Origin of the sequence: Pseudomonas sp. 10S4 (assembly GCF_034344865.1) — a bacterium.
Classification (GTDB): domain Bacteria; phylum Pseudomonadota; class Gammaproteobacteria; order Pseudomonadales; family Pseudomonadaceae; genus Aquipseudomonas.
Map to the genome: position 1 here is coordinate 5,054,760 of NZ_CP133774.1, position 13,049 is coordinate 5,067,808.

The following is a 13,049-nucleotide window of genomic DNA, read 5'->3' on the forward strand; positions in this document are numbered from 1 at the left end:
AAAGTCCTCACTATAACCAGAGGGGACTTAAGGTTCTTACTACAGTTGACCCCTTAAGGCTCCTTAAAGGCTCTGTGAGAGGGTGGTTATCAACACTACCAAACCTACAGCTCAAGGAGGGCTATGCGATGACTACACGGTGGAATACCTGTGTTGCTGTACTCCGCACTCTGGCTACCCACCGTGTCACCTACCGATTTCTTGGTCTACTCCTTGTCACTCTGGGAGTTGCTCAAGGTGGTCCTTTGGTCGAAGGCCTTGGGGATGTCGTCTGCGTTCTATTTGGTGGCTGTGACGGGTGACCTTGCCGTTGTCCTTGCGGATGCGGCCTCTGATAGACTCGCCGAAAGGTTGGCAGGAGAGTGACTGCAATTGGACATCCAAGAATCATATTACTTTCTTCGAATGTACTCGATTGACCTAAACACGGCGCTGCACTCGATCAAGGTCCTTCGGCGCTACAAGCGGCCTGATGTCCAATACGCTTTGCTACGAGATTTAACGGTCACATATGTGCGGCCTTTCTCTGGGAACAAAGTAGATCAAGGCAACAAGCGCAAGCATATGCTTACCACGAAGAAACGTGTCCCTAAGCATCTGTTGCCACTGCACAAGGAACTCGAAAGGCTTCGAATGCAGCAGTTCGCGCACACGGACCTGAGTTACTACAAACCAAGAGCCGTGGGGATTAGCTTCGTTCCTTCAGGAGCCTATGGGATGTCCTTCAAGGGGTACGACTATGCAGCACTGCTCAGAAAGCTACCTCAGATAGAAGAGCTTATCCGAGCGGTCGAAAAGAGTGTGAATGCTGAGATAGCAGTCTACGAGGCAAACCCCACCTTATTAAACGAAGTTCCTTAGATATCCACCCTGCGCTGACTTACCTCAACCACCTCATTGAAGACAGTTTTGTAGATGAGAATTCGCTCGAAAGGGGTCTGCCCTACGGTCTCCTCTGTGGGCCAACGGATGTCCTGATCCTGAGCGGGCTCCCAAAAATCGACAATAATTAGAAGCCATAAAGCCTCGCAGTTCTGATACTCCAGGGCCTTCGCGGATTTATCCCTCACCACCTTCTTTACTCGCTCAACTAACAGCGCTGGCACGTCATAAACTTGCGGGATCTCCCAGTTACTGAGGGGGTACTCCTTGCCGTCGTGGTGGAGGTAGCTAATCTCAGGAGCCGCTTCGACAGGGCTGTATCCCGTGTAAAAATCCCTGTGAGTCGAGATTTCCAAAGCGAAGAGAGCCAAGCGCTCAGCGGTCTGCTCTACGTGGTCCTTACTGAGAATCGGATAGTTAGGATCGAAGGCAATATGTAGACAAATTTTCCGTCCACCTCTCGAGTGATAGATTTTCTCTGCTCTATCAATGACATTGCGCCGCATTTTGGCTTGTCTCTGTTCGCAGTCGGAGTCCTCACCGTCTTTTTTGTAAAGCTCTGTTATCTCTATACCGAGGATTTTCTTCGCGCCTTCACCACGAATGAGTACATCTGGTCTGTCACTGTGTTCGATGGTTCCGGGCGGCAGTGCATAGTGTTGGCGAAACGAATTAAAGCGTTTTTCCTCAAGCTCTCGGTTCGTCGTGCGTGCCATTTATGACCCCGAATCAGTGATATGGAACTTGTAGCGTAGCGTCAGATTGATTCCGCCCTTTGAGAATCTGACAGAAAAATCTGAATGACCACCTCACTACCCATACGTGCCAGGTTCCCCTGTAGGCCCTCGCGCCTGAGCCTTATCACCTTGAACGAACCAACAAGAGCCACTACGGGACTGGTCCAATGAGATGGGACGGTAGGGCTGCTTAGTCGAAGGCCTTGGGGATGTCGTCTGCGTTCTACTTGGTGGCTGTGATGGGTGACCTTGCCGTGGTGCTGGCAGGGCTCCTTAGGGGCGGAAAGGATCAGCATCACCCTCACACGGCTTCAAGCGGGCAATAACGTTAGGAGAGGTTTGAACAGTGTCGATGCGACCTGCTCCATTGAGGTAGATATCTAACGCGCTCCCCCATTTTGGCGTTATGTCGATGCACCTCTGGAAACCCTTGTCAGTCCACCAATCGAACATCATGAAGAAGTCCTCATTGGGGAAAATATGCCCATTATCAAATGTGGCTTGCCCCGGAAGCATCCTTTCTTTATGAATATTGTGCTGCGTGTTCCAGATTAACCGAAGTTCGTCTGTGCCCTCTTTGGAGTAATGGACACGGATGAGTGGGGTCGCCACGTACCAAAACAGCAACAGAGCTACTAAGACGAATAGAACTGCATGACGGAACTTAATTTTTCTCGCATTGATCATCAATGAAGCCTGCTCCCCATTCTTGTGATACTGGTAGGGCACCTTAGGGTCGGAAAGGGTCCAGTTCGCCTTTGCAAGGTTTCAAACGAGCAATAACGTCAGAGGAAGTTTTTGCAGTGTCGATCCTCCCTGTTTCATCAAGGTTGATTTCTGTCGTTGTCCCCCATTTAGGCGTGATGTCGATACACCTCCGAAGCTTCTTGTCGGACCACCAATCGAACATCATGAAGAAGTCCTTATCAGGAAAAATGTGGCCGATGTCTGCTGTCCCTTCACCGGGGAGCATGCCCCCTTTGTCGATACGGTGCTGGGTGTTCCAGATATAGCGCAGCTCCTCCTTGCCATCCTTGGGGTAATTGACGACTACTCGCGGCAGCGTTACATACCAAAATACAAGTAATGCGAGGAGGCAGAGCACTACTACCTTCCCCTTACTCAGCTTTCTTGCAAACGTGGACAATAACGCCATCGCCCCAATCCTCTGGTTTAACTGCAAGAACTTTCTCCATGATCATTTTGGCGGTGATGCCTCCGTTAGGATGCTCAGCGAATAGTTCGATCCCGATGCCAATCGATATCCGATCCGGTGCATCGTCGTAAGCCTTCATCCCATCGACACCTGGGGTTGCATGAGGTCCCCGACGTTTCTTCCAATCAAATACCTTTCGGATGGAGTCCGAGGCAATCTGCTCAACACCGGCACCGTCGGCCAACACGCTTTCGGAAAGGCCGCCAGCTCGTCCGACGTAGCCGTAGTGGATGTTCGACCAGATATCATAGAAATAGTCGTATTTACCCTGCTTTTGGTAATAATCGCCGAACCTCGCATAGATTTTCGGCTTGTGGTCCCAATCCCGCTTCTGCCCAACACGTTCAGTCCAAATCGCCATTGCAGCCGCGCCATTCGCAGCGCCAATAGCTTGAGGGCTCGTCGCGCCAACTTGGGCATACCAAGGCAGATCCATTTGCTTGCGGGTCTCTTTGGCAACGTCATAGCTGAGCAGCTCTTTCATCTTTAAAACGGAAGGGTGATGAATATTGCGATTCATCTCGTCCGCGATGTAGTCCGCCACCTTCTCCATCATGTCAGGGTCTTTGCAAACGACAGGTTCCGCTTTTGGCTCAGGCTTCGTCTCTGGCTGTTTTGAGGCTGCCTTGGGATCTACCAAAGCGTTCGCCGCTGTGGCTTTCTCTGTGAGCTTAGGGTCGGCCAACAAGGTCGCCATCTTCTCGTCGTCCACAGTGCCATCTGGCCGGAATGCTCCGAGGGCCATAAAGTTGATGATGGTTGCACCGCCAGCGTCACCCATGACAAAGCCACCACCGACGTCGCCTGACCCCGTGATGATTGTCCCGCCGTGACTGGTAGGGCTCCCTAAGTGGGCCATGGGGCGACCGTTCACTTGTATAGAAGGAAAGCCTGTAGTGATGACCGCGCCACATCCACAGGTATCGCCGACACGAGCAGAGCCCATGAAGTTGATGTTGGTATCAGCGGATGCGGAGGCAATAGGGGTGGTGCCGTGGCCTGGCAATGGGCAGACGTGTTTGTCACCCAATCGAGCAGAAGAAATCATTGAGCATCGTCCTTGCGTCTTTCGTCCATGGTCATGAACCAGTTTTATGCTGGCTCGCGGAAGGCTACCGGAAAGAGAAGGGCGGGTCTGTAGGAGAAATCCTAATGTTGGTCGAAGGCCTTGGAGATGTCGTCTGCGTTCTACTTGGTGGCTGTGATGGGTGATGTTGCCGTGGTGCTTGCGCCAGCTCAGGCCGAGAAAAAACTTAACGTCGTGTCCGGGATTAGTTGATCACTACAGTGTATATTTAGGCTCGTGTCCAAGCGCTTTGAATAACAGGGAAAAGCCATGAAATTTCGCTTTCTGATTTTGACTATGGTTGTTCTTACGGCCGAATCAGCAAATGCTGAACTTGCACCGCAACTGATGGATGCTTTGAAAGTCGAAAATGCTTGTGCGAGCGCAATGGTTCCAACTGTTGATGATGGTGTTTCTGACGCGGGAACGGTGGCCATAGCCCTGTCTCTGCGATGTGCGAAGGAATATCAAACCGTCACCGAAGCTTTCAAAACGACCCTTGAGAACGATACGCAGCGGAACATGCTTGCTCATCAGCGCATGAGCAACGATCAAAGGGAGCAAGAGTTTCTCACGGTTGTAATGGGCTATCGCCAGTGGAAGAAAACCCATCCAGACCAACCCTCCAAGCAATAGCCCTACTATGACTTGTCGTGGTGCCTTTCCTGTCCGAAACAGGCACGCTTCGTATGTGTCCGGGCATCCCGTCTTGCGTAATTAAACCGGCTGCCACCTATGCGGAAGCAACTGCTCCATTTCACTCGCCCGCTGCGTCGGCAGGAGCGAGACACATTGTCGCTTGCTCTGAATACGCTGGTGGGCGTCATGCGGCAAGCTCTGGAAGACCTCCACGGCCCTTACCGATAGCTATTACGGCCAGCTACCTGCTGAGGCTGTCTTGGGTCCTGATGAAGGCTACCCAGAAAATAGCGAAATTTTGGGAGACAACACCTCAATGCTTTAATAGCTGCAGGTTCCCCCGTAGGCCCCCGCCTGAGCCTTATCGCGCGTCTGCATGGGTCCTTACCGTGCCCGCGCAGGCCTCTGGATGAGGGCCTCTGAGATGCCACAAAGTGTTAGAACTCTGTTAGAACAGTGTTAGACATGGCCCGAAAGAAGCCCGTAGAATGGGCCAACACGCCTCATTGCCTGTCCTTTTCAAGTAGAATGCCAACTCACCTCGTAGCCAGTTGTGCCGATGAATATCCCTAATCTGATTACCGTTCTACGCGTCCTGCTCATTCCGATCTTCATTTTACTGTTCTACCTGCCGTACCAATGGAGCTATCTGGCTTCCAGTTCAGTCTTCGCATTCGCCGCTGCCACTGATTGGCTGGACGGATACCTGGCTCGCCGTTTGGAGCAAAGCACACCGTTCGGGGCTTTCCTCGATCCGGTGGCTGACAAGTTGATGGTCGCTGTCGCGCTGGTATTGCTGGTGCAAGAACACGGCAATCTGTGGCTCACGCTGCCGGCAGCGGTCATTATTGGTCGCGAGATTGTCGTCTCGGCGTTGCGAGAGTGGATGGCCGAACTCGGCGCCCGTGCTCACGTCGCCGTGTCGAACCTGGGCAAATGGAAAACCGCCGCGCAAATGCTGGCGCTGGTGATCCTGCTGGCCAATCCGTCGGACTTCAGCTTCTGGGTCCTGGTGGGTTACGCCTTGTTGCTGGTGTCGGCAGGCCTGACATTGTGGTCCATGGTCCAATATCTGCGGGCTGCCTGGCCACATCTGAAGACCGACGTAGAAAAGAAATAAAACTTTTTTGAATCAAAGGGTTGACGGGGCTTCTGGATTCTATAGAATGCGCCACACCAAGACGCGGGAATAGCTCAGTTGGTAGAGCACGACCTTGCCAAGGTCGGGGTCGCGAGTTCGAGTCTCGTTTCCCGCTCCAAATACAGAAAAAACGCCACTCAATGAGTGGCGTTTTTTTTGCGCGTTATTTTATTGTCAGCATTGTAAAAAGAGGCTTCGGTCTCTTTTTTCGTTTCAGTAAGTTCCACTCGAAACCACTACCAGTCGCGATTTTTAATTCGGCTTACAGCGTAGGGGAGCGCACCGGCACCGGTGATTCCAGGCAAAAGCCTGAACCGGCAATTATCCGGATCTTCACTCCAAGGTTATCGCTGAAGGGCAGGGGCTCGGTCGAGTAGTGGCTGTAATAGCCGTGGCCTTGTTCATGTTCTTTCGGCGAGGCCTGCCAGATTTGCAAGCTGTGCATGCGAAAGCCGCTGGCCATGAGTGATTTGGGGGGACGTTCGACATGGGCGATCGCGCTGCCGGCCATCATCCCGCTGACGTCACTCGGTTTCACCCATTGATCCGAGCCTAGGCTGTCCTTGTGCCGGATTTCTCCTTCGAGCAAGTAGGTCAGAGTAGACAGGCCAATATGTCATTAATGCCCGGGCATTGGACTGCTTGGGCGTTTTACATCGCGTTTTCGCTTTGCCAAGTCAGGGCTCGCAATGTGGCTCGGTTGAAGCAGCCGGGGTGTACGCAGTAACAGACTGATTTCCTCTGCGCTGACCGCTCTGCTGAAAAAGTGGCCCTGAATTTCATCGCAACCGTTTTCACGCAGGAAGGTTTGCTGCTCTTCGGTTTCGACACCTTCGGCAATGACCTTGAGGTTCAGTTTGTGTCCCAATGAAATCACCGCGGTGGCGATGGCTTTGTCGTTCTCGTTGTCGGGCAGATCGCGCACGAAAGACTGGTCGATCTTGAGTCTTGCGATCGGGAAGCTTTTCAATGCGGCGAGGCTGGAATAGCCGGTGCCGAAGTCGTCGATTGAGAGACTGATCCCCATTGTTTGCAGTTCTTTCATTTTGCTGATGGCTTGCTGAAGGTCTTGCATGATCAGACTTTCGGTCAGCTCCAGCTCAAGGTACATCGGGTCCAGTCCGGTTTCTTGCAAGGCATGCCTCACCCGGTCGATCAGATCCCTTTCGATGAACTGGCGTGCTGAAATATTCACCGACATGGTGATCGGTGGCCAACCCGCATCCTGCCAGTCCTTGTTCTGTCTGCACGCGGTATGAATCACCCAGTCGCCGATGGGCACAATCAACCCGGTCTCTTCGGCCTGCGAAATGAATTTGATTGGAGACACCATGCCGAGCTCGGGGTGCTGCCAGCGGATCAGTGCCTCTACGCCGATAATCTGACCTGACTGCAAATCCACCTGTGGTTGGTACAGCAGCAGGAATTCGTCATGGTTGAGTGCGTTTCGAAGCCCATCTTGCATGGCGAGCTTGCCCTGAACCTTGTTATTCATCTCGCTCGTATAGAACTGGTAACTGTTGCGACCCAACTCCTTGGCCCGGTACATGGCGGCGTCCGCGTTGCTGAGCAACGTGTCGGTATCGCTGCCGTCGGCAGGGTAGGTGGCCAACCCCATGCTGCAGGTGACGTGGAGTGTATGTCCGCTGAGCTGAATCGGCCGCAGGATGGCTTCCTGGATTTTGTGCAGGGCTGGAGTAACGCCGTCGAGGTCTGAGGGCTGGTCGAACAGGATAATCACAAACTCGTCGCCACCCAGTCGCACGACGGTGTCGGTGCGGCGTACACACTCCTGCATGCGCCGGGCGACGGTTTTCAGCAGTTCGTCTCCAGCACTGTGCCCAAGGCTGTCATTCACCAGTTTGAATTTATCCAGATCGAGAAACACCACCGTCACCAGGCGGTCGTAGCGCTGAGCATAAAGTATTGCCTGCTTGAGACGGTCTTCGAGCAGTGTGCGATTCGGCAACCCAGTCAGTGCGTCATGGTCGCCCATATAGCGAATGCGCTTTTCGGTAAGTTGGCGTTCTATCGCAATGCCGGCAAGAGGTGTCGCCATGTCGATCAGTCGCGTCTCGGTCGCGCGAGGGCTGCGTACGGTGTTGGAATACAAGGCAAACGTACCCAATACCTTTCGCTCATGGGACAGAATCGGCGTTGACCAGCAGGAGCGAAATCCATAGGGCGCAGCAACTGAGCGGTACGCCTCCCACAGCGGATCCAGCTCGATATCCGTGACGATGACCGGTTCTCGTCGATACACCGCAGTGCCGCATGAACCGACGTTAGGACCGATCGCAATCCCGTCAATGAGCTGGTTATAGGCTTTCGGCAAACTGGGGGCAGCCCCGTGCAGCAGGTGCTTGCCATCCTCATCCAGTACCAGGATGGACACCATCATCCCCTCCAGTTGGGACTCAACCAGGTGAGCCAGGCTGTCGAGGACTTCTGCAAGCTCGGTGCTCCTGGCAATTAGCTCCAGGACATGACCTTGTCCGGCGCGGATGATGGCTTCTTGCTCTAATCGGCTGTTTTGTACGGCGAGCCGCTCTGTGGCGATACTCAATTGGACCGTTCTTTTTCCAGCTGAAGTCGGTCTTTAAGGAATTGATTCACCGCACTCGCCATGTTGCCGATCTCGTCCTTCCCATGCTCTGCCATCACTAAATGCGTTTTGTCCGTGTGCTCCTGACGCAATTGCCGGCTTATTTCATTCAGGCGCACGAGCACATGACGGCCCATGAAGACCCGGGTCACGAACCAGGCGAACACCAGGCTGGCACCCAACATGATCAGCACCCATTGCTGGCTACGATTGGAGGCCTCGACCAGACGCTGCACAGCTTCGCGATAGTCTTCGGTGTAAGCACTGGATTGCGCACGGGCCACCGCGACCAGAACCCCGGCTTCATTCTTCAGTTCTTCATTGAAGCGCTGTATGACGTTGCGCTGATTGATGAGCCTCAGGTGCAGAGAGAAGAGATCAGGCGTCTGCACGTCAGCGTTGGGTAACTTGCCTGCGGTGCCTGACAGGCGCTCATACCGGATCCGCAGCCGTTCCACGGCATCACTGTCAACAGCCTGCGGCAGATCGAAAAGTAACACCGCCAGTTCCAGGCTGGCGCGGGTCTGGGTCGCGGTTAACCGGGCGGTATGCTCCTTCAGGGTTTGCTCGAAGGTGACCTCGGTTTGCAGCAGGCTTTCTCGCAGTTGCGCAACGATGTTGGCGGTGTTGCGGAACATCTGGCTCGACTGGTACATGTCAAGTATCGCCACGCCACTGTTCGAGGCAGTCAGCTGCTGCACCAGTTGATCAAGGGCTTCAAGCTGTTCGACGGTCGCCGCATAGCTTGAACGCAGGGCGTCGGGGGAGCGGGTTGTCAAAAGCTGATCGGTCTGGCGTTCGATCAGCAAGGTACGCTGCAGCATGTCTTGCCCATTTTGCATGCGGACCAGTCGTTCATCTGTCAGCTGGCGGGTGGCGCTGTTTGACGTGCGCAACGCGTAGACCGCAGTTGCACCACCCGCCAGGATCAGCAGCGCCAGCGTCAGAAACGCCAGCGTGAACTGCGCGCGTAGCGATTGCGGCAATAGCCAGCGTCCGAGTCGGGAAGTAACGTCCAATGTCAGGGATTCCATTGGTGGCGATAGATGTCTCGATAGCCATTGTCAGGGTCGTACTGGAATTTCTTCCCGCCGTCGAAGGCGATGTTGTCGGCATTGACTAGGTGAATCGGCGCTACGAAGCCACTCACCGGCTGACCTGCAAACAGCCGGTTCAATTCATCTATCACTTGCCAGCCATGCAGGTTGAGCGGCTCGGCCACGGTGACGGTCTGGTAGGTTTTTGCCTGTATGCGCAAGAAAGCCGAAGCGCTGCCATCACCGGCAGACAACAGACTGATGCCGTCACTGGGTATTGCAGCGTTGGTCAATGAGGCAATCGAGTAGTCGAAATAGATATCGTTGATGGCCAGGGTGTGGGTCCAGCGCTTGCCATAGCGCTGAAGCAGCTCCTTGGTGATCGCCGGCATCTTCTCGCTACTTTCGGAGATCGCGACATCGCGTACTTCCAGTAACGTACATTCCCGACAGGCCCGAATGACGTCTTCCATGGCCTTGGCTTTCGCCATGGCGATGCTGTACTTGGAGTCAGTCAGGATGACCACGCCGGCGTGTCCGTTTGACTGTGCCACTGCCGCCATGGCCGTGAGGCGCGCCACTTCTATCGGGTCGGTCGTGACGTTCATGGCCACTGGCGTGCCGTCAATCGGCCCGGGTCGTGCCCCGGCGTGCCAGCCAACCACCGGCACCTTCCTGTTGGCGAAGAGCATCAGCGCCGCATTGTTCTCAAGGGCGTCGGAGCCGCACAGAATGAGGCCGTCGGGTTTCGCCGCCAAGGCATCGGAAAAGGCCTTTGCACGCCCGGCCGATGATCCAGCGCCATCGAATATTTTCAGCGTCCAGCCCATCGCCTTGGCTGCCTCGCGAGCGCCCTGCGCGACACCGACAATTCCTCCGTTACGCAAATCTTCTGCGACAAAGGCGATGCTCTTGCCTCGTTGGGCTTGCGGACCAGATTCAGGACCGCTCCAGCGAACGGCTTCGAGGGTGGCCCTGGAAACGATTTCCTGCGCTTGAATCACCGTAACCGTGGCGTTTTCGGCACCCGCTGCGGCTGGCAGGTTCTGGCTGTATCCGGGAGTTGCTGTGAAAAGACAGAAAACCGCAATTGAGGCCATCCAGAGTCGCCTGGGCTTGATCAGATAGGTTCGATCACCGCATGTGAAGCCGGGGCTGGAGCCGATGGCGCGATCATAGTCTGGCATGGTGTCCCTTTTTGCCAAGAGTGCAGCGTTCACTGTCCGAAAGAATAGTCGGTTCTGCTGTCATCAGGTCGTTTGTGGGTGACGTGCTCGAATTTAGTCCTGAATATTCAGGAAATAGGGCAGGGTGCCATGGCACAAAACAAGGGACGAAGGCCAATTGCATCGTTGACTACATTGAGTGGTTTTACAAGGCTTCGACTTTGCACAAACGCCAGGCAAAAAAACGGCACCTGGCGTTTTTGTTTGTGTGTGATTTGTTGGGCTGTTCCGAGGAAAAGATCGCGATCTGTACATTCGTTCCGCCGCTTTCTGCGAAAACTATCCCTGAGGCCGTTTCTCAGGAAAGTTCGGCAGGCGGCTAGAGAGGACTGTCTCAATCTCCAGTCTTAAGGTGTCCACATAAGCACAGAGGTACGGTTTAGTACCTGAAAGCACCTGACCTTGATGGATAAACCTAGTTTACGTCGAGGTTCTTCTTGAACCCGCGAAGGTTCATTAGAAAAAGGAAAATCTGCAAGACGATGAGAGCATAGGCTTCTACGTACACCCCCCAAATCACCCACAGCAAATTGCTCAAACTGAAGCATACGAACCCTGTCATCCGCCTTGCGGGTCGTTGAGACCCGATAAGCCACGCTGCAAACACCGTTACCAGCATCGCAGGCCATTGAACCCAATCCAGGTAGCTCAAAATTACTCCCTAAATTTCTCCGAGAATAAAAGATAGAGGGTGATATTGACGAATGATTCAGAGTTTTTCGTGAGACGTACTCCGTAACCACTCGTCCGGGAATGATTAGATTTGTTGAACGTGTGTTCCTTTATCGCAGACAGATAAATCATGTGCTGACGAAACGCACTCCTCGTTCGGCTACCTCTTAAATATCACCATCCAGGAGAAAATCATGAGAGTGCTCGTTACGGGAGCAGGTACAGGGTTTGGCTATGAAGTAGCCCTCAGACTCGCCAAGAGAGGGCTGGATGTCATCGCCGGAGTCGAGGTCGTGGCCCAGGTGCATTCACTCGAACAAGAAGCGAAGCGTCGTGGGGTGAGTCTTCGTGTCGAGAAGCTCGACGTCACACACGAAGGCGACCGGCTAAAAGCTGCTGAGTGGGATGTGGACGTGCTGCTAAACAATGCAGGTATCTCAGAAGGCGGAGCGACAGTTGATATTCCTGCCGAAAATTTGCGTCGTCAGTACGAGGTCAATGTGGTCGGCCCGCTGATGCTGACTCAACTGATTGCTAAGAAGATGGTGTTGAAGAAAAAGGGCAAGATTGTCTTTATGTCCTCAGTCGCAGGCCTTACAGCCGATCCATTCGCTGGCGCTTATTCGTCTTCCAAGCACGCGGTGGAGGCTATTGCAGAAGCGATGGGTCTTGAACTCAGAGAGTTTGGTATCGAGGTGGCAACAGTGAACCCAGGGCCGTTCCTGACCGGGTTCAATGATCGTATGTTTGAGACGTGGAAAACTTGGCAGGACGATCCTTCCACGCGTCTCTTCGACTACAACAAACTAGCTTTCCCGCATGAACAGTACGATCCGGAACCGGTATTCGAAACTACCATCGGTGTTATCACCGGCACCGTCGACACTTACCGGAATGTTGAGCCAAAGGAAATTATTGATCAGCAACGTAAGCAGATCGACTCCGCTTGGACCCGCAAGAGCAGGGAAGGACTAGGTAAGCGCGCTGAACTTGTTCAGAAGGCGTATGACATTGAGCCTGGCACGCCTGTCTGACATTTATGAAAGGGTAAGGGGGCGCTCGCAACGTGCGGAATCCCTTGCCTTCAATTATTCCTAATCATGCAGATTTTCTTCGGGCACCCCGACTGTTTGTCAACGGGCGTGCCATCGACGGCGGCCTCTGACCGGTCGGGTACAACTATAAAAAGGGTGATCGCGATGAATTGTCTTATCTGTATAGGTATCGCTGAACGTATTCAATGCTCTGGCCCTTGGGAAGAAAGAGACTGCCTGGACTGCGGACGCTATCGCATCTCGGACGAACTCATATTGGCCTTGATGCAGCAGGGCCAGATTTTCGACGTCAGCGAAACTAGGAGGTGGCTTAACGGCCAGCGTCTAGAAGTTGCGATTCCTACTATTGAGATTCATCAAGCACTGCTGGCGTCTTAAGCTTTGTGCGGTTCGTTGGGAGGCAGTTTGTTGCTGGGTTTGCTGTGAGGTATTGGCGATTGGCATCGCAGGTCGCCTGGATGAAAAGAGTAAAAATTGTGAGTTGCCCAGATTTCCTAAGCGCACCCCACAGGCTGCTTTTGGCCCAGAGTGTGTAAAAACGCTGAGCCAAAATTGAAGTCTGCGTTTCTATGCCGAATCTGAAATTTATCGGCTGGTTGGCAGACCTGGATTTTGCGTAGAAACGCGATTTTCAGTTCTACTTTGGCGTGAGTAGATGAGGTGATAACTGATCGAGTGAAGCGCCGCCCCGCGGACATGACTGCGAGTACCTGTCACACCCTGGCTCCATGCACGGGCCAGGCAATCTGGTCCAGATCCCGGTTGCTGGTAAA

The 13,049-nt window shown here is 53.7% G+C and carries 11 protein-coding genes, 1 tRNA gene and 2 pseudogenes; 6 read left to right on the forward strand and 8 right to left on the reverse strand.

All coding sequences use genetic code 11. The annotated features are described in order from the left end of the window. Positions 1-128: 128 nt before the first annotated feature. Together RHM58_RS34105 and RHM58_RS23750 are read left to right on the forward strand one after the other, a co-directional pair. A complete protein-coding gene (locus tag RHM58_RS34105; RefSeq protein WP_369125115.1) occupies positions 129-302 on the forward strand; it encodes a gp19.5 family protein in 174 nt (57 codons plus the stop codon). A gap of 70 nt (positions 303-372) precedes the next feature. Further along, entirely contained in the window at positions 373-861 is a 489-nt protein-coding gene (locus RHM58_RS23750; protein WP_322268338.1) for a hypothetical protein, read from the forward strand. Here RHM58_RS23750 and RHM58_RS23755 read toward each other — a convergent pair. The 4 genes from RHM58_RS23755 to RHM58_RS23770 all read right to left on the reverse strand — a co-directional run bounded on the left by RHM58_RS23755 (position 858) and on the right by RHM58_RS23770 (position 3,883). Beyond that, entirely contained in the window at positions 858-1,598 is a 741-nt protein-coding gene (locus tag RHM58_RS23755) for a hypothetical protein (RefSeq protein ID WP_322268339.1), read from the reverse strand. The two genes, RHM58_RS23750 and RHM58_RS23755, sit on opposite strands and share 4 nt — an antisense overlap. A gap of 294 nt (positions 1,599-1,892) precedes the next feature. Continuing rightward, positions 1,893-2,306 carry a hypothetical protein gene (locus RHM58_RS23760; RefSeq protein ID WP_416195270.1) on the reverse strand — a complete coding sequence of 138 codons (414 nt, stop codon included), beginning with the start codon at positions 2,304-2,306 and terminating at the stop codon, positions 1,893-1,895. A gap of 43 nt (positions 2,307-2,349) precedes the next feature. Then, positions 2,350-2,775 carry a hypothetical protein gene (locus RHM58_RS23765; RefSeq protein WP_322268340.1) on the reverse strand — a complete coding sequence of 142 codons (426 nt, stop codon included), beginning with the start codon at positions 2,773-2,775 and terminating at the stop codon, positions 2,350-2,352. Continuing rightward, the gene (locus RHM58_RS23770; protein WP_322268341.1) at positions 2,738-3,883 is read right to left on the reverse strand and encodes a polymorphic toxin type 44 domain-containing protein; all 1,146 of its coding nucleotides are present in this window, start codon (positions 3,881-3,883) and stop codon (positions 2,738-2,740) included. The genes RHM58_RS23765 and RHM58_RS23770 overlap by 38 nt, the downstream gene beginning before the upstream one ends. Before the next feature lie 288 nt (positions 3,884-4,171). Between RHM58_RS23770 and RHM58_RS23775 the strand changes: the two genes are divergently transcribed. The 3 genes from RHM58_RS23775 (at position 4,172) to RHM58_RS23785 (ending at position 5,799) form a co-directional block, all read left to right on the forward strand. Further along, positions 4,172-4,537, forward strand: coding sequence for a hypothetical protein (locus tag RHM58_RS23775; protein WP_201256879.1), 366 nt, complete (start codon positions 4,172-4,174; stop codon positions 4,535-4,537). A gap of 562 nt (positions 4,538-5,099) precedes the next feature. Further along, positions 5,100-5,660, forward strand: coding sequence for a CDP-diacylglycerol--glycerol-3-phosphate 3-phosphatidyltransferase (gene pgsA, locus RHM58_RS23780; RefSeq protein ID WP_201196552.1), 561 nt, complete (start codon positions 5,100-5,102; stop codon positions 5,658-5,660). 63 nt (positions 5,661-5,723) lie between these two features. Then, a tRNA-Gly gene (locus RHM58_RS23785) sits at positions 5,724-5,799 on the forward strand. Between the two features lie 147 nt (positions 5,800-5,946). Here the strand turns inward: RHM58_RS23785 and RHM58_RS23790 are convergent. The 4 genes and pseudogenes from RHM58_RS23790 to RHM58_RS23805 form a co-directional block, all read right to left on the reverse strand. Further along, positions 5,947-6,297 (reverse strand): annotated as a pseudogene (locus RHM58_RS23790) (pirin family protein); the annotation flags it as partial. Between the two features lie 3 nt (positions 6,298-6,300). After that, positions 6,301-9,320: pseudogene (locus tag RHM58_RS23795) on the reverse strand (EAL domain-containing protein). Continuing rightward, the gene (locus tag RHM58_RS23800; protein ID WP_201256920.1) at positions 9,308-10,327 is read right to left on the reverse strand and encodes a substrate-binding domain-containing protein; all 1,020 of its coding nucleotides are present in this window, start codon (positions 10,325-10,327) and stop codon (positions 9,308-9,310) included. Before RHM58_RS23800 ends, RHM58_RS23795 begins: the two are co-directional and overlap by 13 nt. A gap of 637 nt (positions 10,328-10,964) precedes the next feature. Further along, the gene (locus RHM58_RS23805) at positions 10,965-11,168 is read right to left on the reverse strand and encodes a hypothetical protein (protein ID WP_416195336.1); all 204 of its coding nucleotides are present in this window, start codon (positions 11,166-11,168) and stop codon (positions 10,965-10,967) included. 247 nt (positions 11,169-11,415) lie between these two features. On the opposite strand from RHM58_RS23805, the gene RHM58_RS23810 reads away from it, so the two are divergent. Further along, positions 11,416-12,255, forward strand: coding sequence for an SDR family oxidoreductase (locus RHM58_RS23810; RefSeq protein ID WP_322268342.1), 840 nt, complete (start codon positions 11,416-11,418; stop codon positions 12,253-12,255). The last annotated feature ends 794 nt before the right edge of the window (positions 12,256-13,049 follow it).